Genomic DNA, 21,020 nt, shown 5'->3' on the forward strand with positions numbered 1-21,020 from the left:
TCGATTTCTCTCCTTTTCATCTTTGATTATGTCCATTGCTTCAGCATCGCTTCTGCGACAAGCTGGCCTGATTTTGTCACCATCGGCGTGCCGCCGCCTGGATGACTTGTTCCTCCAACAAACCATAGTCCTTCAATGTCCTTTGACTGATTATTGATGCGAAAGAACGCCTGTTTGAACGAGTTTGAAGACATGCCATAAATGGCTCCACGATATGCCCCCGTTTTCTGCTGCAGATCGAGCGGGGTTTGAACCGCTTCATATTCAATAAGCTCATCCAAATCAAAAAGACCTTTTTCCATTAATTTGTTTTTTACATGCTGACGATATGTCTCCTTTAGCATGTCCCAATCTTGCTCTTTTGTCACATAAGGTGCATTGGCCAGTACAAACAGATTGCTTCTTCCCGGTCCTCCGCTTAAAGCTGGTTCTGAATGACCTGAATAGCATATGTAAAGCGTCGGATCTTGAGGCAGTTGTTTTTTCTGAAAAATATCCTTGAATTCTTGCTCATAATCCTCAGGGAAAAACACATTGTGATGAGCCAGCTGTTCATAGACTTTAGGTACTCCTAATAAGAGAACAAAGCCCGACAACGACGGTTCAATGCCAGACAATTTTTGATTTAAAAAACGAGGACGGTCTTTTTCATCTATGAGATGACGGTATACAGTCAGCGCATCTGCTCCTGCAATGACTTGATCTGCCTCATACATCTGCTGATCCGTCTCCACTCCTTTGATCCGCCGATCCTTCACATGAATCTTGTTCACTTGTTCATTGAGATAAATCTGAACGCCTAATTCTTTTGCCAGCGTCTCAAATGCCTCAACTAAACGATATGTACCGCCCTGTATTCCATAAATCCCTTTCTCTCCTTCTAAATATGCCATCATATTAAAAATAGCCGGCGCCTCGTAGGGAGAAGAGCCAATATAAGTGGCATACCGTCCAAACATCGCCAATGTATGGGGATGACGGAAATATTGACGCAGCAGGCGCTGAACCGATGTGAATGGTTTGACAGCAAGAAGTGCTTTCATCAGCTTTACATCCGCCTTATCCTTCCAGCTCAATAACAAACGATTTAAAAACTGCTCCTCTGCCTTTTGAAAAAGCGTCTTTGATTCCTGTAAAAATGCGCGATATTGCTTCGCATCTTCAGGACTGAATGCAGCAATTTGTGATTCCATTTGCTCAATATTTGGCGTAAACTCGACCGTATGTCCATCTGGAAAAATATTTTTGGTCAGCGGAGAAATCGGATAAAAGGTCACATAATCCTCCATCCGTCTATGACAGGATGTAAACACTTCTTCAAAATAGGCCTTCATTGTAATGGTGCTCGGTCCTAAATCAAAAGAGTAGCCTGCCTCGTGATGGCGTTGCAATTTCCCCCCTAAAGCCGCTTCTTTTTCTAAAATGGTGACCTGAACCCCGCGTGACTGTAGACGGATCGCGGCTGATAATCCGCCAAGTCCGCCGCCGATGATGATCACTTTTTTCATTCGTACCTTCTCCCTTTCCATTCATACCCTTCTTTTTTGAGACCGATTTTCATAGAAGCAAAGCCAATGGCGATCAGGCTTAAAATACTGACCGGCAATAAAAAAGCCATCGCAGATGTCCGCCCATTTTCAGTATCAATTGCTGCTTTAATCGATACACCCAGCCCATAGCAAAGAATGGCTAAGCATATGCTCAAAACATCCAGCTGAAACAATGCGATCATGAAACAAATGACAGGAACCAAATAAAGGAGGGTGTATAAACAAAAGACACTGCTTAATAAAGCAATGCTTCGATTCACGCCCGGGAACAAATTTTTGCGGTAACCTTCCCAAACCTCTTGTCCACTTTCATACATTCTCATATACACAAATGGATGAATGCTTGCAAGTGTGAACGGAAAGCCTTTTTCCTTCACCCTTCTAGCCAAGGCCATATCATCAACGAGTGAATCCTTGATCGCTTCATGCCCGCCGATGTCGTGATAACAATTCTTTTCAATGGCAATAAAACCACCATGTGCTGCGGCAAAAGCGGGGTTCTTAGATTTTCTTACCCATTTCACTGGCAGATGACAGCCAATGGTAAACATCATCATAGGAACGACAAGATGCTCAAAAAATGTACCTGTTTTTTGTTCTGGAAAACCTGACAGCATGCCCGTTTTTTGCATACATAACTGCTTGTATACTGATTCAACTGCCCCTTTTTTTAACCGGACATCCGCATCTAAAAATAGCAGCCAGTCAGAATCTGCTGCCTCTGCGAGCTGAGAACAGGCATATGATTTACCAAGCCAGCCCCGCTTTAATGGCTGACCTGACTGGACTCGAATCCACGGATATGTTTCTGCGAAGCGCTCTACCAGCGCTCTTGTCTGATCTGTCGAATGGTCATCAAGGACGATAAGCTCTTTCGGGTAAAGACGTTGATCAACGATCGACTGAAGACAAGCTTCTATTCGGTTTTCCTCATTTCTCGCTGGAATCAGAATTGATAATGAAATAGGTTCACCCGGCGAAAAGGGTACTGGCTTTAAAACAGGAAGCTGCTTCATATTCCATATGGTGAAAATAAACTGACAGAGCAAGAGTACACTGATTACGATTAAGAAGACCGCCATGTTTTCACCCACTTTTTAAAGGAATCAAACGCATCACTTGTTGACTGACTTGTCCTCGTCATCTGTCTAAATTCTTGATTAGTTGTAAAATCAGGATCTGCGATGACCTGTGCTTGATGTGCATTTAGCTGCGTTTCAAGCAACTCTCTAAGCTGATGCGTCACGTCCTTGCTTCGAAGTTCTCCGCCAGATAATAAGGTATCTTCACCAAACACAGCAGATACTGTCGGCTTTTGAAATTGATTAAATGTATAATGCAAGGTCACAGGCTTCACCACAACTTGCTCAAATTGTCTCACTAAAAATGAAGCCCCGCCCTCCAATTCAAGCGGCCGCATATCCTGATGCATGATTTTCCCCTGCGGGAAAAGCCATACAGCCCCGCCAGCCTGCATATTCTCTTTTGCCGTCATTAATGCTTGCTTCACACTTTTCAGATTCTTTTTCTGAACCGGAAAGGCACCAAGCTTTCGGAAAAAGGCATATTGCTTCAGCTGTTTCTCCTCCATCATCATATAATGATCGAGTTCGGACGCTTTTTCTGTTAAAAGAAAGATGATCAGTCCATCCCACCATGAGCTATGATTGGCGATATAAAGAACAGGCAGCTTCTCGTTTGGATCCACAGTGCCTTTCATCATCACACAGCGGAAATGTTTATGAAGTAAATACCGCTCAAGATAAAGAGAAAATATACGTCTAAACGATCGGCTTTTGTCGCTTTCTTTCAAATTGAACCCTTCCTTCACACAAAATAACAATGATCAGTGCTAAATAAAAAATGACATCAAGCCCGCCCTTTAATGCCAGCACACCAAAAAAGAACACCATTGCCTGATAAATACGGCTCGTCCAGCTCAGAGCCTTTTGATCAATCTGAACAAGCGGGAAGAGAAAGGAAAGTCCTGCTCCAATCATACCCCAGCTCACAAAATTCTCAAAAGGAATACCATAAAAACCACCGCCGTCATACCACACCCAAAATTTCCGTTCAGCCGCTACTGGGTCTAATATGAGGTCAAGCAAGACAATCCATATCCCCGTTTCGACAGCTCGTTTCCATTTCGACTGCTGATTGGCTAAAAAAAGGCTGTTTAAAAACACACCAACCCATGCAAAAGCAATGGTTAAAGGCACACCTGCCACTAGAAAACCTAACGTCGGATAATAGTCATAGGCCCCGAAAGGAAAACCGGTTGTGATCCCTATCCATTCAACCGTAAATGTCAGCACCCCGACAATAGCAGCCCTTTTGATCACAAACCCCCATGATCCATAAATATTTCGCCCAATTTCTATCACACAGCAGGCATACAGCACAAGGAAAATGCCATTTGCAAACTGAAGCCATGCTGGCACTTCAAAAGAGACCATTAATATGAGTCCTACTAAATACCATCCAAGAAATACCCAACTCACTCTATACACGAAACCGCCCCTTTATTTCTTCCAAATTCAAGAAAGTATTCATGCTTCTAGTATAGAAAAAAAGACACGTTCTATAAATAAACAATGCGCTTCTTATTTTCATCTAGGCACTCACCAAAAATCCCTTTTGACATACTTTAATTAGTGATCTAGAACAAAGGAGGCGAATTACTCTTGAATCGTTCCATCAAAGTCAGACTGGCATTCATCGTCGTTGTCCTGCTCTTTATTCCATTTGTCGCCTGTAAAAAAGAACAAGAGCAGACCGTACAAGTAGCCGAGGTGACCCATTCGGTTTTTTATGCTCCGCTATATGTTGCCTTATCTGAGGATTTCTTCAAAGAAGAAGGGCTAAAGGTTGAATTAAAAACGACTTGGGGCGGTGATAAAACGATGACAGCTCTCTTATCCGGCGGTGCAGATATCGCTCTGACCGGATCTGAATCCTCTATCTATGTAGAGGCTCAAGACACAAAAGACTCTGTCATCAACTTTGCACAGCTGACACAAACAGACGGTACATTTCTTGTTTCAAGGGAGAAAGTGAGCGAATTCTCTTGGGATCAATTAAAAGGAAAAGACTTTCTTGGACAGCGGAAAGGCGGCATGCCGCAAATGGTCGGTGAATATGTCCTGAAAAAGGAAGGCATTGATGTAAAAAAGGATCTCCGCATGATTCAAAATATTGATTTTGCCAACATTTCAGGTGCTTTCTCCTCTGGAACTGGCGATTTTGTGCAGTTATTCGAACCGACAGCATCCTTAATTGAAAAAGAAGGCAAAGGGTACATTACCGCCTCCTTTGGAGAAGCTTCCGGAAAGGTGCCGTATACCACCTTCATGGCAAAGAAGAGTTACTTAGAGGAAAACAAAGAAACAGCTGAAGCCTTCACTCGCGCCATTTACAAAGCGCAGAAATGGGTAGAAGCCAAGCAGCCGGAGGAGATTGCCAAAACCATTCAATCTCATTTTCCTGACACAGAACTTGATGTTTTATCAACTGCCATTAAACGCTACAAACAGCAGGACTCCTATGCAACAGATCCCCTTCTGAATGAAGAGGAATGGAACAAATTGCAGGAAATCATGAAGGAGAGCGATGAATTGCCGAAATTTATCCCGTACAAACAACTTGTCAATTCATCCATTGCAAAGAAGGTCACAGAACATAAATAGAATAGGAGGTAGCACATGTCTTTCCTTCAAATTGACCATGTGACCCACACGTACTTCTCTTTAAAAGAAAAAACAACGGCCATACAGCACATCAATATGGAGATAGACCAAGGAGAATTTATCTCATTTATTGGTCCCAGCGGCTGCGGAAAAACCACCCTGCTGTCTATCATTGCAGGAATCACGCCGCCCTCTGAAGGCCGAATTTTAATCGAAGGAAAAGAACCGAATCAAAAAGAGCATCAAATCGGCTACATGCTCCAGCAAGATTATTTGTTTCCTTGGAAAACCATCAAGGAAAATATCATTCTCGGGTTAAAAATCACCAAGCAAGATTCACATGAAGCCACCTCCGCCGCTCTTGGCTTACTGCCTAAGCTTGGCCTTCATGATGTAGAGGAAAAATACCCGAAGGAGCTGTCAGGCGGTATGAGGCAGCGTGCGGCTCTCGCCCGAACGCTTGCAGTGAATCCCGGTCTGCTTTTACTAGATGAACCCTTTTCAGCTCTAGACTATCAAACCAAACTCACTTTAGAGGATCTCGTCTTTCATACACTCAAAAACTATCAAAAAACAGCGGTCCTTGTGACACATGACATTGGCGAAGCCATTGCGATGAGTGACCGCATTTTCTTATTCTCTAAGCATCCTGGCTCAATCAAGAGGATTTTTACCGTTCCAGATGAACTGAGGTCTCTTTCTCCTTTCGATGCAAGACAGACCCAGAGTTTCCAAGAGCTCTTTCAAACGATTTGGAAGGAGCTGAAAACAGTTGAAACACAGTGATCTTTTACATGAAGCCTATCGCAAAAAATACCGAATGGAAAAACGCATGACCCGAATCTATCAATTCATTATTTTCGCCAGCTTCTTTTCGCTTTGGGAGCTTGCCAGTCATTTTCGTCTTATCGATCCACTGATATTTAGTTCACCATCAGCAGTCTGTCAATTGTTTGTACAAAAAATATCCGATGGGTCTTTAATGAATCATATGAGTATTACATTATTTGAAACAGTGCTCGGATTTCTACTTGGTACCTTTTGCGGCATTTTGCTCGCTGCCGCCTTATGGTGGTCCACCCGCCTGGCAAACGTTCTTGATCCTTATTTAGTCATTTTAAATGCCATGCCAAAAGTTGCCCTCGCCCCGATTTTAATTGTTGCCCTTGGGCCTGGCATGATCAGCATCGTTGCCATGGGCGCAATCATTAGTGTAATCATTACGACGATCGTCATATATACAGCCTTTCAAGAGGTCGATGAGAATTATTTAAAGGTGATGAAAACCTTTGGTGCGAAAAAAAGCGTCGTCTTTCGCGAGGTCATTTTGCCAGCTAGTATTCCAACGATGATTTCTGCCATCAAGGTCAATGTCGGCCTTTCTTGGGTAGGGGTTATTGTAGGGGAATTTCTTGTTTCCTCAAAAGGGCTCGGCTACATGATCATTTACGGCTTTCAAGTCTTCAACTTTACACTCGTGTTCTTAAGTCTTTTCATTATTGCCGTGTTTGCGACCATCATGTACCAGCTTGTGGAATGGCTCGAACGCCGTTTTCTTCAAAAATAAAAAGGCACAGGGATTGTCACCCCTGCGCTTTTTTTAACGAATCAAACCGTTCTTTTCTAAATAAGCAAGACTTTGTCTTAACACATCATCTTTCATAATAAAACTGAAATTCTTATTTTTGGCGATGGATTTTGGCAAGTCTGCGAAAAGAACGGGTCCTTTCGTTTCAAAATACGTGTCTTGCTTCACTAGCTTTTCAATATCAGCGAAATAAATATTCTTGACAATGACCTTTTCTCTGCCCAGCACCTGATATTGACCAATATACGTTAATTCACGAACAACAGCACCCGTCTCTTCTTGAATCTCCCGTATAGCGGCTTGGTCTGCTTCTTCATCCGGCTCAACTTTCCCTCCTGGAAACTCATAGCCCCGATCCTCATGTTCAGTAAGCAGCCATTTCCCTTGGTAGCGGCAGATGGCCCAAACATGCTTAGGATGACTTGAAAAAGGCTTCTCCTCAAAAGAGAGCTTGACCGTATTATGATAATAGTCTTTAAATACATGCATGTGAAATCCCTCATATCCTGTCCTTGCTTCTTGTAAAACATCATACCACAGATCCCATTTATCTGAAGAATTTTTATCAAAAGTGAAACAAACGAGTGGTTCCAACTCGTCTGTATCTAAAATGAGGTATTGTTGCTAAAACCTTTTTATCATCTCCAACTTCACCCAATTTTAATCATGAAACCTTTTATCCCTATATAACGTAAATGAATCAGTGTTTGTCCTATGACAACGAGGAGGAAATCAGCATGAGTATAAAAAATGGGTCAAAACAAAACGCACCCCATGAGGTGATCAAGAAACACCTCGTGAAAGGGCAAAAGTTAGATTTAACAAAAGACAATCCAGCGGTCGACCAAATTCATATCGGGCTTGGCTGGGACCTGGCTGGTCAGCCAATTGATTTAGATACGCAAGTGTTTCTTTTAAATGAAGAGGACAAGCTGTTGTCTCCTAAGCATCTGATCTATTATCACCAGCAGCAAAGCTTAGATGGAGCTGTTCGTCATCTTGGTGATCATCAATTTGGCGGAGGGTATCGAGACAATGAAATGATTATTATGCAATTAAGCAGAGTCTCACCTAATATTCATAAAATTGTCGTCACAGCCACGATACATGATGCACACGAACGCCAGCATCATTTTGGACAAGTCACCAATGCCTACGTGCGACTTACGGATCAAATCTCACAGCAAGAGATTTGTACCTTTCAGTTAACAGAGGATTATTCGTATTGTACATCCATTATATGCGCTGAACTCACGAGAGATCAGGAGGAATGGAAAATCACGGCGACCGGGCAAGGGACTACTCTAGATTTAAATGATTTATGCCGCATCTACGGATTTACATCTTGACGCAGGAAAGGAGCCGGCACCTATGGGATTTCATTTCAACACGATAGAAGAACTTACCTTACAAGCAGAAGGCAGCGGAATCTTTTTTGCCAAAAAAGGCGCCATGATTGCTGATCAAGGAAGTTTCCAATACCGCAAGCGATTACTTGGAACGAATAAAGGAAATATGGTCAGCCAAGTATTTAACCATATCAGCAGAAAATTCACAGGTGAAAACCTTGAGATGATGGAAGTGAGTGGACAAGGTACTTGCTACTTGGCGGATGCAAGCGAGCATGTAACAGTGATTAATCTTGAGCCAAGCGGTCCTTGGCAGCATGTAAGTGTAGAAAGTGAAGATTTACTTGCCTTTACTGAGGAATGCCATTACGGCGTCACACCAGTAGGCGTTGGTATTTTATCACAGAAAGGACTGTTTACATCAAAACTCTCTTATCAAGGGCACGGAGCGCAAGTCGCCATTAAAACGAATGGAAATCCGCTCATTTTAAAAGCCCCCTGCCGTGTAGACCCTGACGCAATTGTTGCTTGGACAGGCAAAGCACCGAAGGTCAAACTAGATGTGAACTGGAAAACTTTCATTGGACAAACATCTGGCGAATCCTACTTATTTGAGTTTCAGGAACAAGATCAAATCGTCATTATCCAGCCATCTGAGCGCACATCTGGCTTACGGGTGGGCTTAGATGATAATCGCTACAAACCTCAGAGCCAGAGCTCCACTCATGAATTCACCAATTCACAGCAAGAAAATAGAGGCGGCGGGATCAGTGATTTGATCGGAGGCATTTTACAACCGCGAAAATAAAGCATGTAGAGATTCTCTACATGCTTTTTCAATTCATCAAACCATTTGTCTCAATAAAGCTCCTTGTTTCTTCATTGCCGAGCTCATAAATCATTGTGTAAATCTCTTTTCTTTTTCTATCCATTTCATCATTTGGACTATCATAATGATATTCAAGAAACGGAACATGCGCCCGAAAGAAGCCTTTCCAATCTGTCATATACTGTTCATCGAAGTAGTCTCTCAGCTGCAAAATTTGATCATCATCTGCTTCTATTTGAAATTGCCAAGCCGCTGCATCTCTATGCTGCGATATCGATCCATCTTGTACGGATACATAGTATGTGTGTCTCGCCATCCGAATCATCCTTTTTGCCTTTAGTATGACCAGATATGAGGAAATTACGGCTTTTTGCGCAATTTATTTTTCAACATGTCCAATACATCAATAAACAACTGTGGAATGGGAACTCCAAGGGCTCTGGCTGTCGAGACGATTTGGTAAGATTCATAAATAATATAAAAGATGATCGCTAAATCCTTAATCGTCCCATTTGTCTTCAGCATGACATCGAAGAAATGTGCCATAGATATTAAGGAGACGGTCACGACCTTTCGAACAAGCCGCGTTAAAAACCGCTTCATTGTGAGCTGCCCAGTCAAAGATTCTCTTAGGCTTGAACAAATTAATTCAATAGCCATCAACGTCACTAAAATCATCAGTAAATATCCTGCTCCACCAAACAGAAAGCCCATCGCCGACAAACTCACTGTAACCAACGAAAAGATGCCTAAATCCTTGCTCACTTGGCATCAACATCCTTTCAAAGTGGAACTCCTTACCTCAATAGTATATGCCGAATTCTCGCAATAGCTTGGACGACAAAAAATAAAGGCGCTGTTATGTATTCAGGGAGACGAATGAGACCAAAAAAGCCGCCCATGAGGCGACTTCTCTTTTTAGACTCTGACATCAATAAATGAAGCATCTGAATCCTTTGGCTGAACAGCTTGAGGCTGCTGCTGCACTTGATCCAGCATCACCATAGCTTGTGCTGTATTCGTAGCAAGCTGTGAATTCAACAAACTAATATTGAGTGTCTTTTGAATGCTCGCTACTTGCTGACTCATCATTCCTGCAATAGAAGACATCTTCTTCCCTCCCTTCTCTTTTCTCTTCGGCTGAAAGCCCTATGATTTCAATGGGCTGTCTGTCCCTATTCCAATAAAAAAAGAATGTCGGTCTATTGATGACCGACATTCTTTTCACATACGTGTATTATCCTAAATATGCTTTAAGCATCCAGTTGTGTTTTTCAATGGATTGATGAATCGCAAGCAGCATATCACCTGTAGTTTCATCGCCAACCTCTGCAGCCAGCTCCATTCCTTTCTTTAATTCCTCAGCGATATTGGAGAAATCATTATATAGATTTTTCACCATTTGCTCCGCTGATTCTTTGCCTTCTGCTTCTTGAATGCTGGAAATTTCTAAGCACTCTTTCATTGTCGCAACAGGCTGTCCATTTAAAGCAAGCATACGCTCAGCCAAATCATCAATATATGTAGCTGTTTCTGTATATAGTTCCTCAAATTTCTCATGGAGTGTAAAGAAATCTTTTCCCTTTACATACCAATGATAGTTATGTAATTTCACGTAAAGCACAGTCCAATCAGCTACTTGTTTATTAACGACGTTTAATAATTGTTCAGACATATTTATTCCTCCTTATGTAATTGCGTTTAGTATGAGAATACCCTTTTCTTATTATACTGAAACCTGCCGTGTATTTCTTCTATTTTGACTGCATGAAATATATGTTAATATGGAAATAAGGAGGGAGTTAGATGCTGTTACTTGGGATTATCAGCTTTATCATTATCTCAATCGTTGTCTTTTTATCATTGTGGACGACATCGAAGGCTTATGAATATAAGCATAAAGTCGATTCACCACAGGATGCAGAACCAAATCAACGTCCTAATCCAAAATAAATCCGCTTTTAATGATGTGAGGTTTCTTCTTCTGCAGTAGTTGAACTCTCTTTTTTCACCTCACCTACGTGGATGTTCGTTTTCGGCATATTATGCTGCTGTTTAGCTGTCACATGGACTTGTATGATATAAAGGCCATCTTTTTTGAAGGCTGTGTGCAATTCGTATACACCTTTGTTTTCTTTCTTTGGCTGAATCATCTTGCTGTTATCCTTGTCGCCATCTTTCCACACTTCAAATTGAACATCATCTGCATCATCAACAGGCGTATCACCGTATGTGACAGCTGCTTTTACTATAACGCTTTCATTTTTCTCCACTTGCTCAGGTCCTGTGAGCTTTACTTCTAATAGCTCAGGCACTTCCCCTTTGCCGCTATTTGCTGCAGAGTTTCCACATGCACTCAATAACGTGAGTATCAGAATCATTCCCAACATTTTTCGCATCCTGCGTTTCCCCCTTCTTTTACTGACATGTCCATTTTAACAAATATCCCCTATTTTGACATCTCTGTTTGAATTCAAATAAAAAACCGGACATCTCAATGTCCGGTTCATCATTCTATTAACCAAATACTTTTAAAAGCTCTTCTTGATCCTGAGAAAGCCAGAAACGCATTAAACGTTTTGCCCCTTCAAGATCATGAAGCTTCGCTTGGCCGCATTGCTCTTCGTTTGCAGCAGGAATTTCTGTTACTTCAACCGCATCCTTGAATGTTGCATCAAGAAGTTCAACGATCTCTTTTGGAGTTGGTGCACCACTGACAACTAAATAGTAGCCTGTCTGGCAGCCCATTGGAGAAATATCGATGATATCAAAATGATCATATTTCTCTGAGTGTGTTCTAATATTAAACGCAAGCAAATGCTCTAATGTATGAATCGTATCAGGTTTCATCGCCTGCTTGTTGGGCTGACAAAAACGAATATCGAATTTATTTACTTCCCCATCTGATCCCACTTTATGAACGCCGCAATGACGAACATATGGCGCTTTTACAGCATTATGATCAAGTTCAAAGCTTTCGACTGAAGGCATAATCACCACTCCTATAATTGCAATTTCCTATATTATAACATATTTCTCCGACCAGTTTAGTTTATAAAACTTTCCTTCCTTGTTCTTTTTTCTTATACTGTGAAAGACAGACAAGGAGGAACCTCTATGAAACAAATTTTTATCGGCATGATACGCTTTTATCAAAAATGTATTTCCCCTCTGACACCGCCAAGCTGCCGGTTTTATCCAACATGCTCAAACTATGGACTAGAGGCAATCAAAACGCATGGCGCGGTCAAGGGCGGCTGGCTCACCATAAAACGGATTTTGAAATGTCATCCGCTTCACCCTGGCGGCATTGATCCTGTCCCGCCTAAAAAGGAAAAGTAACTTACTTTTCTTCATATCCGTTGACAACTAAGTCAAGCTTCCCTGTTCCAGGGTCAATGACAAGCCCGTGTACAGGTACATCTGATGGAAGAAGCGGGTGATTTTTTACTACAGACACACTGTCCTTCACGCTCTCTTCGACTGAACTAAAGCTTTTGAGCCACTGTTTAAAATCAATTCCTGAGTATTCCAGTACTTCAATACGTTTTTCTGGAATACCGCGCTCAACGGCTTTATTTAAAAGTGTTTGGCTGTCTATTTTGCTCATCCCGCAATCATGGTGCCCAATGACATATACCTCGTCAGCATTTAATTCGTAAACAGCAACTAAAATGCTTCGCATAATACTTCCAAATGGATGAGAAACAAGCGCCCCAGCACTTTTGACAATCTTAATATCACCATTTTTCATGTTCATGGCACGCGGAAGCAGTTCAACAAGTCTTGTATCCATACACGATAGAATGACAGCTTTTTTCTGTGGAAACTTTGTTGTTGTAAATTCTTCGTATTTCTTTTCTTCAATAAATTGTTGATTATATTCGATGATTTCATCTAAAAGTTTCATACGTTTGTCCATTCCTTTATCTTTTTTAAAAATAAATATAGCACAATGTAAGAAATTTCGTCACGTTTTGCAGCTTATTTTTTTAGAGGAAACATCTGCTGATGAAAATTTTTTATTTTCCTCTTTTCAAATCGTAATTATTACGATACAATAACTCAGGACATTAAATCGTAATCATTTCTATCTATTAGATTGAGAGGAGACATTTTCTACATGAAAAAAATCTTTTTTATTTTAACAGCTGCTTTATTCGCGATCGGTCTTGCCGCTTGCTCAAGCAGCGCGGGCACTAATGCTTCAAAAGGAAAAGCAGACGGGAAACTAATCATTTACACCACGATCTTCCCAATTCAAGATTTCACTGAAAAAATTGGCGGCTCTCACGTTCATGCTCAAAGCGTGTATCCTGCAAATGCAGATGCACACAGCTTTGAACCAAGTTCAAAAACAATGGTTGAAATGGCTGAAGGTGATGCCTTTATCTACAGCGGCACAGGGGCTGAAGCATTCGCAGACAAAACTGCTGCCACTTTAAAAGACCAAGGTGTGAAAACAGTCAAAGCAGCCGAAGGCATCAAATTGTTATCGACAAATGAAGAACATGCACATGAAGAAGGCGAAGATCATGACCATGAAGGTGAAGACCATGATCATGACGGGCACGATCACGGAGATAAAGACCCTCATGCATGGTTAGACCCTGTTTATGCACAGCAAATGGCGAAAAACATTAAAAACACACTCGTCTCTTTAGATCCAGATCATAAAGACGAATACACAAAAAACTATGAACATCTAAAAAAAGATTTGCAATCGTTAGATCAAGAATTTAAAACAACGTTATCTAAAGCGAAACATAAAGAAATTCTTGTTTCTCACGCAGCTTATGGTTATTGGGAAAAGCGCTATGGCATTGAGCAAATCAGTGTTTTAGGGTTATCCGCTTCTGAGGAGCCATCACAAAAACAGCTCGAAAACATTGTACAAAAAGCAGAAAAGCATCACATTCAATACGTTATTTTTGAAAACAACGTCAGCAGCAAAGTATCAGATACAATCCGCAGTGAAATTGGGGCAAAAAGCTTGACCCTTAAAAATCTAGAATCCATTACTGAGGATGATGTCAAAAATGGCGAAAGCTACGTCAGCTTAATGAAACAAAACTTAAAGACCTTAAAAACTGCATTAAATGATTAATGCTTTGAACCCCGGCTAATCAACCGGGGTTTTTTGCTGTAAAAAAAGCACACCGTTATCAGGCGTGCTTTTTTGATTACATTTGATATTTTTTCTTAAACTGCTCAGCTCTTCCGCCTTTTTCTCCGAATTTTTGACGTCCTGTATAAAAAGGATGCGTATCAGAGCTTGTTTCTACTTTAATGACAGGATACGTTTTCCCATCTTCCCACTCTACTGTCTCGTTTGATGTCTTTGTTGATCTACTCAAGAAGCGGTAACCGCTGTTTACGTCCATAAATACAACTTCATGTGAGGTTGGATGAATATCTCTTTTCAATGTCAAAACTCCTTTCGTTAATAAAACGTAATTGTTACGTTTTATATTTATATTCTACTCCCTCTTTTACAACTTGTCAAAAAACAAGCTTTCTTAGTCAGGAAGAATAATCTAAAAATGGTGGAGAATAATAAGCATCATGAAAAAGAGAAGCGATAAGAAAGGCGGAGAAAAAATTGACTGATCTCGTTTTAGCTAGAAGCCTGTTCGGCACAACCATGGGCTTTCATATTATTTATGCCTCGCTCGGCGTTGGCATACCGCTAATGATTTTGTTAGCTGAACTCATCTATCAAAAAACGAAGGACCCGCATTATGCCATCATGGCCAAGCGGTGGACAAAAGCACAGGCTGTTCTGTTAGGGGTCGCCATTCCAACAGGTACTATTGCTGGTACGCAGCTTGCCCTTTTATGGCCAGGTTTTATGGAGGTCATCGGAAAGGTCATGTCACTGCCATTCCAGATTGAAATCTATGCGTTCTTTATAGAAGCATTATTTATGTCTATTTATGTGTACGCAGCGGATCGCCTATCGAATGCAATGCGCATCATTACGGTTATTTTTATCGTCATTGGTGCAGCTGCATCAGCGATTCTAATTACAAACGTACATGCTTTTGAAGGGACACCTGCTGGCTTTCAGATGGTGAATGGAGAAATCACAAATATCGAGCCTTGGAAGGCCTTTTTCAATCCAAGCTTTGCTGTAACTGCTACACATGTTGTGCTGTCTGCTTTTACAACAGGTGCTTTTGTGATTGCTTCAGTTGCAGCTTTTAAAATGCTCAAAACGAGAAAAAATGAGAAGCTCTATACATTTCATCGAAAAGCCCTTTTTCTTGGACTCATTGTAGGAGGACTTTTCTCTTTTCTAACAGCCTTAAATGGCCACGAATCCGCTCAGCTTCTGTATGAATATCAGCCTGAAAAGCTGGCTGGAGCTGAAGGTTTATTTGAAACGCAATCACATGCGCCTCTTGCAATAGGTGGTTTTACGGATGCTGATTCGCAGGAAATTAAAGGTGCGATCGAAATTCCTTGGGCGCTCAGTTTTCTGGCAGGAAATAGCTTCGATACAGTGGTCAAAGGCTTAAATGATTTTCCTCGTGACGAGTGGCCGCCTTTATTTATACACACATTATTTAACGGCATGGTCATTATTGGATCGGTGCTCATTCTATTTGCGGTATTAGCGCTACTTTACCGTAAAATTTTAAAACGGGACAAATTTCCGAAGTGGCTTCTTTTTCTTTACTTATTCGGCGGGCCTCTTAGTCTTTTGGCTATTGAATTTGGCTGGATCTTTGCTTGTACAGGCCGCCAGCCATGGGTTATTTATCGAATGCTCAAAACCTCAGAGGTTGTCACATCATCAGGCTCGATCGGGACACTTTTTATCCTTTTTGCCATTGTCTATCTCATCTTAGGCATAGCAACCGTCATAGTGCTGACTTACTACTTTAGGAAACATACGATTGAAGAAGACCTACGGTTAACAGAATCTTAAAAAGGGAGCGATCTTGATGCAAATGGATGTTACAACTGATGCGCTGATTGCAATCACCATCTTATGGGGATTCGTTTTTATCTATGCAGTGATGGCATCAATGGATTTCGGCGCAGGATTTTGGTCGATGATTTATATGAATAGAGAACAAACAAAGGCAGCTAATATCGCAAATAAGTACCTTTCTCCAACATGGGAAGTGACAAACGTCTTTATTGTGGCTATCGTTGTCGCATTGTTCAGCCTGTTTCCAGGTGCGACCTTTGTACTTGGTACCGTTTTATTAATACCCGGCAGCATCATATTATTGCTTCTTGCACTGCGAAGCGGGTTTCTCGTGTTTTCTCATTCACTGCCTAAGAAATACCGAAAAGCGGTGACTTACATTTCAGGAATCAGTGGCTTTATCATTCCGTCCATCCTGATCATGGTTCTCCCAATCACCCATGGTGGCTTTATCTTTCAGGAGAACAACGTCTACTCATTAGATCTTGGACTAGTCTTTACAAGTGCAAATGTCTATTCTTTTATCGGCTTTGCCATTTTCAGCACCCTTTTTCTTTCGTCCTTGCTTTTAGCTGATTTCTCTAATGTTGCTGATGAAGATGAAGCTTACAGCATTTATAGAAGAGGGGCGCTCATTACGGGTCCACTTTCACTCATGATGGCCTTTTTTATCATGCTGACATTACGAAGCGAGGCCAATTGGCTGTTCACAAAAATGATGCAGAACATTCCTATTCTTCTTATATCTCTCTTAATGTTTCTGCTCGCAGGACTGGCTCTATTTTTACCAAACAGCCGGTTTAAGCATCGGAAAGGGAGACCGCGCCTTGCCGTCATTGCGATTACCATTCAATATTTCTTAGCAAGCTATGTGTATGGGCGTGCCCATTTGCCTTATATGGCTTATCCAGATATTACAATCATGTCTGGATTTACAGACCCTGTCACATTTAGGGCATTATTTATCACCTATATTGTAGGGTTTATCATCTTGTTTCCCGGATTTTATTTCTTCTGGAAATTATTTATGAAAGATAAGCGCTATATTCGTCAGGAAGATTAACATGAATGGACGAGCTTCATTTCGGTTACATTATAGATGAAAGACATACTCAAAAGGAGGTCATCTGTATGAGTCAAAAAATCCTTTGTGAAGTCAATAACTGTTCCTATTGGAATGCTGGAAACCGCTGTGGTGCAGATGCAATCTATGTCGTCAGCCACACAGGAAATACGGCTGAGAAAAGTGAAGAAACGGATTGTAAAACGTTTAAACCACAAGACCTTTAAGTCTCATTAAAGGAGGCGCTTCAATTTGAAACACGATCGGCTGCTTCAAACGTTTTTTGACGAAATTCATGACGCGGATGAAGCCGCATTCCACCAAGCCGCTCACTCCTTTTTAAATCTTTGGGATTATGAATATGGACATGCATCAAACATGCCAAGTGAAATTCATCAGTATATCGGACAGCTTGCTTATGACAGCGAGCTGGTTGAAGAGTAAGAAAGAGCGGATCACCGCTCTTTCTTTTTTGTTCAGACAGGAAGGAAAAACTTTCTCTCACTATACCTGTATTCTATTTGGGATGCAAAAGGTGATTCCTTCGTTTTTATTTCACAAAATCATGTTTTGTAAACACGTCGATTTTATCTGAAAACGAACGGAGCGCTTGGTAATCAACTTCCACGCCCATTCCTGGGGAGCGAGGCACCTCAATAAACCCATTTTCAACCTTAATTTCAGGAAAAATGATATCCTGCTCCCAAAATTTTGACGAAGCTGAAATATCACCGGGAATCGTGAATTGAGGAAGCGAAGCAAGTGCTACGTTCTGCGCTCGGGAAATACCTGTTTCAATCATCCCTCCGCACCATAACGGAATTTGATGCTCCTTACTGAACGTATGAATTTTAAGAGCCTCTGTCAATCCGCCAACTCGTGAAGGCTTCACATTAATAATTTGACAGCTGCCAAGCTCTACAGCTTTTCTAGCATCATCTAAAGAACAAATACTTTCATCTAAACAAATCGGCGTTTTTAAATGCTTTTGCAAATGGCGGTGGTCCACAATATCATCTGCAGCTAAAGGCTGTTCAATCATTAATAAACGAATATCGTCGAGCTGCTTAAGCTTGCTAATATCTTTTAATTCATATGCAGAGTTTGCATCTGCCATTAATGGCAGATCAGGAAAAGACTCTCTGATCTTTTGAAGAAGTCCAATATCTTGTCCTGGTTTAATTTTCACCTTCACCCGCTGATATCCTTGGTCAACAAATTGCTGAATTTGCTCAAGCATATCGTCAATAGGGCCTAACCCCGCCACAACACCAGATGGTATTTTATCTTTTGTACCGCCTAATACATCGCGTAAAGACTTATTCTCACGCTTCGCATAAATATCCCAAACAGCCGCTTCAATGCCTGCTTTCGCCATCCTATTGCCTTTAAAATGATACAGACTGTCAGGGATTTCTGAAGGATGTGTAAAGGTGCGCGTCAGCACGTTCGGGATAAAGAAAGCTCTCAGCATATGATAGCAAGTCTCAATTGTTTCTTCTGTATACCACGGAGAAGAAAAAGCAGAGACTTCTCCCCATCCAGTCAATCCTGTCTGATCTTTGACTTCAACAATAATAAACTCACGCTCTGAAATGGTTCCAAGACTTGTTGTAAATGGCTGTTTAAGCTTCATCGTGACATGATATAAAATTACTCGTTCAATTTGAATCATTTGAAAACCCCTTTGATCTGAGTCTGTGCCTTTGCAATTTATTCGACGCATTTCTTGGCAGCTCGTCCACAAAGTGAAAAGCGGCGGGCCATTTATATTTGGCTAAATGCGACCCACATAAAGCATAGAGCTCATTCTCCGGTATCTTATCATCTGTTACAAGGAAAGCAGCAGGTACCTCTCCCCATCTATCATCATACATACCCGTTACTCCGGCTTCCTTGACATGCGGATGTGTTAGCAGAACCGCTTCAATTTCCGCAGGATAAATATTTTCTCCGCCAGAAATAATTAAATCTGAACGGCGGTCAAGCACAAATAAGAACCCTTCCTCATCCACATAGCCAATATCGCCCGTTTTCAGCCAGCCCTCATCAAAGGCAGCCGCGGTCGCTTCTTCACGGTAAAGGTATCCTTTCATCACATTTGCACCTTTCACCATAATTTCGCCATGCTCAAAAGGACGGCAAATGCGATCACCGTCTTGAATTTTCAGCTCACACCCAAAAAGAGGTTTTCCCGCTGACCCAAGCTTCTCTACACTAAATTCGGGCGCAAGGGTCACAATTTGTGAACAGGTTTCCGTCATCCCGTACGATTGAAAGACAGGAAAGCCCTTCTCTTTGCTTTCTTGAAGCATCGCATAAGGCGCAGGTCCTCCGCCTAATAAAAGACAGCGCAAAGAAGACGGACATTCTGCCAATCTGCTTAACAAACGAGATAACATCGTCTGCACAACAGAAATCATCGTTACACGATGCCGTTCAATAGAATGCTTTACTTCATCGACGTCAAACTTCTGATGAAGCACGACTGTCATTCCATATATCACAGACTTAAATAAAGCAGATAAGCCGCTAATATGAAAAAGAGGCAGGGCAATGAGCCAGCGGTCATCCTCTCTGAGACCCAGATTCAGTGCAGAGGAAACAGCACTATGAAAATGATTGCCAAACGTTTGCTCTACCCCTTTTGGACGTCCTGTTGTCCCAGATGTATACATGATGGTCGCTGTTTCATTCAAATCAAATTCACTCTCGATCTTGTTGACATGGCCTTGCCCTGGTTTAGGTAAAGTTTCCATTGTATAAACGGGTAAATCACCCTCATGGTCGCTTGCATAACTAGATTCTGTTAATAACGCCGCGGCTTTTGCATCTTCTAGCTGATAGCGCCTTTCAGCTTTTGTCAGCTTATTATTCAATAGCACAATTTTTAACCCTAATAAAAAACAGGCATGTACAAGCATCACCATATGAGGATGATTGTTCATCAAAAGCGCAACCGTTTCCCCTTTTTTCAATGATGTCTGAGCAAGTCTATTTGAAAGCTCTTCCGCTTCTTGAGCTAATTCGTGAAATGTCCACTCTTTCTCTTGATAAATGAGTGCGACTCGATCTGGCGTTAAATAGGCACGGTGCAGCAGCCAATTAGGTTGCTTCATCATGACACCTCCTTTTCGTAAAAGAAAACAGCTTAGTCTGATGCACTAAGCTGTTGTTCATTGATATCATTGAATCAAGGGAAACGCGGGAACTGGCCGAAGTCCGGCTTGCGTTTTTCCTTAAAGGAATCGCGTCCTTCTTTTGCTTCATCTGTTGTGTAATAAAGAAGTGTCGCATCTCCTGCAAATTGCTGAATTCCAGCTAATCCATCCGTATCTGCGTTAAATGCAGCCTTCAAGAATCGTAAAGCAGTCGGGCTCTTTTCTAGCATCTCCTCACACCACTTCACCGTTTCTTCTTCAAGCTGATCTAATGGGACAACTGTGTTAACAAGTCCCATATCAAGCGCTTCTTGTGCATTGTATTGACGGCATAAGTACCAGATTTCTCTTGCTTTCTTATGACCAACAATACGTGCAAGATAGCCTGAACCATAACCAGCATCAAAGCTGCCTACTTTTGGACCTGTTTGTCCAAAAATCGCATTATCTGCTGCAATCGTCAGATCACACACAACGTGAAGAACGTGACCTCCGCCAATCGCATAACCTGCCACCATTGCGATAACTGGTTTTGGTATGACACGAATCAAACGCTGTAAGTCTAATACATTTAGACGTGGAATTTGATCGTCTCCTACATAACCGCCATGGCCGCGAACTTTTTGGTCTCCACCAGAACAGAATGCTTTTCCGCCAGCACCTGCAAGTACGATCACACCAACTTCTGAATTATCACGAGCCCGTGAAAATGCATCAATTAATTCACTAACAGTCTTTGGGGTAAACGCGTTATGTACGTGCGGACGATTAATCGTAATCTTTGCGATCCCATTGTACGTCTCATATAAAATTTCGTCATACTGACGCTCAGTTTGCCATTCAATAGCCATCAA

General features: G+C 41.6%; 28 protein-coding genes. 12 read left to right on the forward strand and 16 right to left on the reverse strand.

What is annotated here, in order from left to right; genetic code table 11:
• Positions 1-26 precede the first annotated feature (26 nt).
• Genes EV579_RS09730 through EV579_RS09745 form a run of 4 tightly spaced genes read right to left on the reverse strand, consistent with a single transcriptional unit; the run spans position 27 to position 4,060 of the window.
• Positions 27-1,508: a phytoene desaturase family protein gene (locus EV579_RS09730; protein WP_044332310.1), complete on the reverse strand. Its 1,482-nt coding sequence runs from the start codon at positions 1,506-1,508 to the stop codon at positions 27-29.
• Entirely contained in the window at positions 1,505-2,632 is a 1,128-nt protein-coding gene (locus EV579_RS09735) for a glycosyltransferase family 2 protein (protein ID WP_044332309.1), read from the reverse strand. Before EV579_RS09735 ends, EV579_RS09730 begins: the two co-directional genes overlap by 4 nt.
• Entirely contained in the window at positions 2,617-3,363 is a 747-nt protein-coding gene (locus EV579_RS09740) for a lysophospholipid acyltransferase family protein (protein ID WP_044332307.1), read from the reverse strand. The genes EV579_RS09735 and EV579_RS09740 overlap by 16 nt, the downstream gene beginning before the upstream one ends.
• Positions 3,332-4,060, reverse strand: a complete 729-nt coding sequence (locus EV579_RS09745; protein ID WP_024424916.1) for a carotenoid biosynthesis protein — start codon at positions 4,058-4,060, stop codon at positions 3,332-3,334. Before EV579_RS09745 ends, EV579_RS09740 begins: the two co-directional genes overlap by 32 nt.
• A gap of 174 nt (positions 4,061-4,234) precedes the next feature.
• Here EV579_RS09745 and EV579_RS09750 point away from each other — a divergent pair, with 174 nt between their 5' ends.
• From EV579_RS09750 to EV579_RS09760, 3 genes are read left to right on the forward strand one after another with little or no spacing between them, the layout of a single operon-like run.
• A complete protein-coding gene (locus EV579_RS09750) occupies positions 4,235-5,236 on the forward strand; it encodes an ABC transporter substrate-binding protein (protein WP_044332304.1) in 1,002 nt (333 codons plus the stop codon).
• Positions 5,237-5,251: 15 nt separating this feature from the next.
• Positions 5,252-6,022, forward strand: a complete 771-nt coding sequence (locus EV579_RS09755; RefSeq protein WP_024424918.1) for an ABC transporter ATP-binding protein — start codon at positions 5,252-5,254, stop codon at positions 6,020-6,022.
• 34 nt (positions 6,023-6,056) lie between these two features.
• Positions 6,057-6,803, forward strand: coding sequence for an ABC transporter permease (locus tag EV579_RS09760; RefSeq protein WP_370880888.1), 747 nt, complete (start codon positions 6,057-6,059; stop codon positions 6,801-6,803).
• A gap of 33 nt (positions 6,804-6,836) precedes the next feature.
• Here the strand turns inward: EV579_RS09760 and ytkD are convergent, their stop codons facing one another.
• Positions 6,837-7,313 carry an RNA deprotection pyrophosphohydrolase gene (ytkD, locus tag EV579_RS09765; protein WP_133744334.1) on the reverse strand — a complete coding sequence of 159 codons (477 nt, stop codon included), beginning with the start codon at positions 7,311-7,313 and terminating at the stop codon, positions 6,837-6,839.
• Between the two features lie 248 nt (positions 7,314-7,561).
• On the opposite strand from ytkD, the gene EV579_RS09770 reads away from it, so the two are divergent.
• Entirely contained in the window at positions 7,562-8,173 is a 612-nt protein-coding gene (locus tag EV579_RS09770) for a TerD family protein (protein WP_044332301.1), read from the forward strand.
• A 22-nt stretch (positions 8,174-8,195) separates the two neighbouring features.
• Positions 8,196-8,981 carry an AIM24 family protein gene (locus EV579_RS09775; protein ID WP_133744336.1) on the forward strand — a complete coding sequence of 262 codons (786 nt, stop codon included), beginning with the start codon at positions 8,196-8,198 and terminating at the stop codon, positions 8,979-8,981.
• A 28-nt stretch (positions 8,982-9,009) separates the two neighbouring features.
• On the opposite strand, the gene EV579_RS09780 is transcribed toward EV579_RS09775, so the two are convergent.
• The 4 genes from EV579_RS09780 to EV579_RS09795 all read right to left on the reverse strand — a co-directional run bounded on the left by EV579_RS09780 (position 9,010) and on the right by EV579_RS09795 (position 10,677).
• Entirely contained in the window at positions 9,010-9,318 is a 309-nt protein-coding gene (locus tag EV579_RS09780) for a hypothetical protein (RefSeq protein ID WP_024425787.1), read from the reverse strand.
• Between the two features lie 44 nt (positions 9,319-9,362).
• Positions 9,363-9,767, reverse strand: a complete 405-nt coding sequence (locus tag EV579_RS09785; protein WP_024424924.1) for a phage holin family protein — start codon at positions 9,765-9,767, stop codon at positions 9,363-9,365.
• A 153-nt stretch (positions 9,768-9,920) separates the two neighbouring features.
• The gene (locus EV579_RS09790) at positions 9,921-10,112 is read right to left on the reverse strand and encodes a hypothetical protein (protein WP_024424925.1); all 192 of its coding nucleotides are present in this window, start codon (positions 10,110-10,112) and stop codon (positions 9,921-9,923) included.
• Positions 10,113-10,239: 127 nt separating this feature from the next.
• The gene (locus EV579_RS09795) at positions 10,240-10,677 is read right to left on the reverse strand and encodes a Dps family protein (RefSeq protein ID WP_133744337.1); all 438 of its coding nucleotides are present in this window, start codon (positions 10,675-10,677) and stop codon (positions 10,240-10,242) included.
• Positions 10,678-10,808: 131 nt separating this feature from the next.
• Here EV579_RS09795 and ytzI point away from each other — a divergent pair, with 131 nt between their 5' ends.
• Positions 10,809-10,955, forward strand: coding sequence for a YtzI protein (gene ytzI / locus EV579_RS09800; RefSeq protein ID WP_003217544.1), 147 nt, complete (start codon positions 10,809-10,811; stop codon positions 10,953-10,955).
• Between the two features lie 8 nt (positions 10,956-10,963).
• On the opposite strand, the gene EV579_RS09805 is transcribed toward ytzI, so the two are convergent.
• Together EV579_RS09805 and EV579_RS09810 are read right to left on the reverse strand one after the other, a co-directional pair.
• Positions 10,964-11,401, reverse strand: a complete 438-nt coding sequence (locus EV579_RS09805; RefSeq protein ID WP_024425786.1) for a FixH family protein — start codon at positions 11,399-11,401, stop codon at positions 10,964-10,966.
• 118 nt (positions 11,402-11,519) lie between these two features.
• A complete protein-coding gene (locus EV579_RS09810; RefSeq protein ID WP_003217624.1) occupies positions 11,520-11,993 on the reverse strand; it encodes an S-ribosylhomocysteine lyase in 474 nt (157 codons plus the stop codon).
• Between the two features lie 126 nt (positions 11,994-12,119).
• On the opposite strand from EV579_RS09810, the gene yidD reads away from it, so the two are divergent.
• Positions 12,120-12,344 (forward strand): membrane protein insertion efficiency factor YidD, encoded by a 225-nt coding sequence (gene yidD / locus EV579_RS09815; RefSeq protein WP_024424928.1) that lies wholly within the window; start codon positions 12,120-12,122, stop codon positions 12,342-12,344.
• Position 12,345: 1 nt separating this feature from the next.
• On the opposite strand, the gene EV579_RS09820 is transcribed toward yidD, so the two are convergent.
• A complete protein-coding gene (locus EV579_RS09820) occupies positions 12,346-12,912 on the reverse strand; it encodes a beta-class carbonic anhydrase (protein ID WP_024424929.1) in 567 nt (188 codons plus the stop codon).
• Positions 12,913-13,125: 213 nt separating this feature from the next.
• Between EV579_RS09820 and EV579_RS09825 the strand changes: the two genes are divergently transcribed.
• Positions 13,126-14,109, forward strand: coding sequence for a metal ABC transporter solute-binding protein, Zn/Mn family (locus tag EV579_RS09825; RefSeq protein ID WP_103132322.1), 984 nt, complete (start codon positions 13,126-13,128; stop codon positions 14,107-14,109).
• A gap of 76 nt (positions 14,110-14,185) precedes the next feature.
• Here the strand turns inward: EV579_RS09825 and EV579_RS09830 are convergent, their stop codons facing one another.
• Positions 14,186-14,428 carry a type B 50S ribosomal protein L31 gene (locus tag EV579_RS09830; RefSeq protein ID WP_024424931.1) on the reverse strand — a complete coding sequence of 81 codons (243 nt, stop codon included), beginning with the start codon at positions 14,426-14,428 and terminating at the stop codon, positions 14,186-14,188.
• Between the two features lie 176 nt (positions 14,429-14,604).
• On the opposite strand from EV579_RS09830, the gene EV579_RS09840 reads away from it, so the two are divergent.
• The 4 genes from EV579_RS09840 to EV579_RS09855 all read left to right on the forward strand — a co-directional run bounded on the left by EV579_RS09840 (position 14,605) and on the right by EV579_RS09855 (position 17,449).
• Positions 14,605-15,936 (forward strand): cytochrome ubiquinol oxidase subunit I, encoded by a 1,332-nt coding sequence (locus tag EV579_RS09840; protein ID WP_133744338.1) that lies wholly within the window; start codon positions 14,605-14,607, stop codon positions 15,934-15,936.
• A 22-nt stretch (positions 15,937-15,958) separates the two neighbouring features.
• Positions 15,959-17,005, forward strand: a complete 1,047-nt coding sequence (locus EV579_RS09845; RefSeq protein WP_192929571.1) for a cytochrome d ubiquinol oxidase subunit II — start codon at positions 15,959-15,961, stop codon at positions 17,003-17,005.
• A 68-nt stretch (positions 17,006-17,073) separates the two neighbouring features.
• Positions 17,074-17,232: a DUF1540 domain-containing protein gene (locus EV579_RS09850; RefSeq protein ID WP_008360682.1), complete on the forward strand. Its 159-nt coding sequence runs from the start codon at positions 17,074-17,076 to the stop codon at positions 17,230-17,232.
• A 25-nt stretch (positions 17,233-17,257) separates the two neighbouring features.
• Positions 17,258-17,449, forward strand: a complete 192-nt coding sequence (locus tag EV579_RS09855) for a hypothetical protein (RefSeq protein ID WP_024424934.1) — start codon at positions 17,258-17,260, stop codon at positions 17,447-17,449.
• Between the two features lie 106 nt (positions 17,450-17,555).
• Here EV579_RS09855 and menC read toward each other — a convergent pair whose 3' ends face one another.
• The 3 genes from menC to menB all read right to left on the reverse strand — a co-directional run bounded on the left by menC (position 17,556) and on the right by menB (position 21,017).
• Positions 17,556-18,680 (reverse strand): o-succinylbenzoate synthase, encoded by a 1,125-nt coding sequence (gene menC / locus EV579_RS09860; RefSeq protein ID WP_133744339.1) that lies wholly within the window; start codon positions 18,678-18,680, stop codon positions 17,556-17,558.
• A complete protein-coding gene (locus EV579_RS09865; protein ID WP_103132318.1) occupies positions 18,667-20,127 on the reverse strand; it encodes an o-succinylbenzoate--CoA ligase in 1,461 nt (486 codons plus the stop codon). The genes menC and EV579_RS09865 overlap by 14 nt, the downstream gene beginning before the upstream one ends.
• Positions 20,128-20,198: 71 nt before the next feature.
• On the reverse strand, positions 20,199-21,017 hold the full coding sequence (menB, locus tag EV579_RS09870) for a 1,4-dihydroxy-2-naphthoyl-CoA synthase (RefSeq protein WP_024424937.1): 819 nt from the start codon (positions 21,015-21,017) through the stop codon (positions 20,199-20,201).
• Positions 21,018-21,020: the final 3 nt, after the last annotated feature.

This window comes from Bacillus sp. BK450, from assembly GCF_004364885.1.
Taxonomy (GTDB): domain Bacteria; phylum Bacillota; class Bacilli; order Bacillales; family Bacillaceae; genus Bacillus; species Bacillus safensis.

What these genes read in the sequence shown, in the direction of transcription:
- EV579_RS09790 (WP_024424925.1), bottom strand. Translation starts at nt 10,112, where the DNA reads ATGTCTTCTATTGCAGGAATGATGAGTCAGCAAGTAGCGAGCATTCAA.
- menC (WP_133744339.1), bottom strand. Translation starts at nt 18,680, where the DNA reads ATGATTCAAATTGAACGAGTAATTTTATATCATGTCACGATGAAGCTT.
- EV579_RS09760 (WP_370880888.1), top strand. Translation starts at nt 6,057, where the DNA reads ATGGAAAAACGCATGACCCGAATCTATCAATTCATTATTTTCGCCAGC.
- EV579_RS09735 (WP_044332309.1), bottom strand. Translation starts at nt 2,632, where the DNA reads ATGGCGGTCTTCTTAATCGTAATCAGTGTACTCTTGCTCTGTCAGTTT.
- EV579_RS09755 (WP_024424918.1), top strand. Translation starts at nt 5,252, where the DNA reads ATGTCTTTCCTTCAAATTGACCATGTGACCCACACGTACTTCTCTTTA.
- EV579_RS09820 (WP_024424929.1), bottom strand. Translation starts at nt 12,912, where the DNA reads ATGAAACTTTTAGATGAAATCATCGAATATAATCAACAATTTATTGAA.
- EV579_RS09810 (WP_003217624.1), bottom strand. Translation starts at nt 11,993, where the DNA reads ATGCCTTCAGTCGAAAGCTTTGAACTTGATCATAATGCTGTAAAAGCG.
- EV579_RS09805 (WP_024425786.1), bottom strand. Translation starts at nt 11,401, where the DNA reads ATGCGAAAAATGTTGGGAATGATTCTGATACTCACGTTATTGAGTGCA.
- EV579_RS09780 (WP_024425787.1), bottom strand. Translation starts at nt 9,318, where the DNA reads ATGGCGAGACACACATACTATGTATCCGTACAAGATGGATCGATATCG.
- menB (WP_024424937.1), bottom strand. Translation starts at nt 21,017, where the DNA reads ATGGCTATTGAATGGCAAACTGAGCGTCAGTATGACGAAATTTTATAT.
- ytkD (WP_133744334.1), bottom strand. Translation starts at nt 7,313, where the DNA reads ATGCATGTATTTAAAGACTATTATCATAATACGGTCAAGCTCTCTTTT.
- EV579_RS09825 (WP_103132322.1), top strand. Translation starts at nt 13,126, where the DNA reads ATGAAAAAAATCTTTTTTATTTTAACAGCTGCTTTATTCGCGATCGGT.
- EV579_RS09845 (WP_192929571.1), top strand. Translation starts at nt 15,959, where the DNA reads ATGGATGTTACAACTGATGCGCTGATTGCAATCACCATCTTATGGGGA.
- EV579_RS09770 (WP_044332301.1), top strand. Translation starts at nt 7,562, where the DNA reads ATGAGTATAAAAAATGGGTCAAAACAAAACGCACCCCATGAGGTGATC.
- ytzI (WP_003217544.1), top strand. Translation starts at nt 10,809, where the DNA reads ATGCTGTTACTTGGGATTATCAGCTTTATCATTATCTCAATCGTTGTC.
- EV579_RS09850 (WP_008360682.1), top strand. Translation starts at nt 17,074, where the DNA reads ATGAGTCAAAAAATCCTTTGTGAAGTCAATAACTGTTCCTATTGGAAT.
- EV579_RS09795 (WP_133744337.1), bottom strand. Translation starts at nt 10,677, where the DNA reads ATGTCTGAACAATTATTAAACGTCGTTAATAAACAAGTAGCTGATTGG.
- EV579_RS09865 (WP_103132318.1), bottom strand. Translation starts at nt 20,127, where the DNA reads ATGATGAAGCAACCTAATTGGCTGCTGCACCGTGCCTATTTAACGCCA.
- EV579_RS09730 (WP_044332310.1), bottom strand. Translation starts at nt 1,508, where the DNA reads ATGAAAAAAGTGATCATCATCGGCGGCGGACTTGGCGGATTATCAGCC.
- EV579_RS09775 (WP_133744336.1), top strand. Translation starts at nt 8,196, where the DNA reads ATGGGATTTCATTTCAACACGATAGAAGAACTTACCTTACAAGCAGAA.
- yidD (WP_024424928.1), top strand. Translation starts at nt 12,120, where the DNA reads ATGAAACAAATTTTTATCGGCATGATACGCTTTTATCAAAAATGTATT.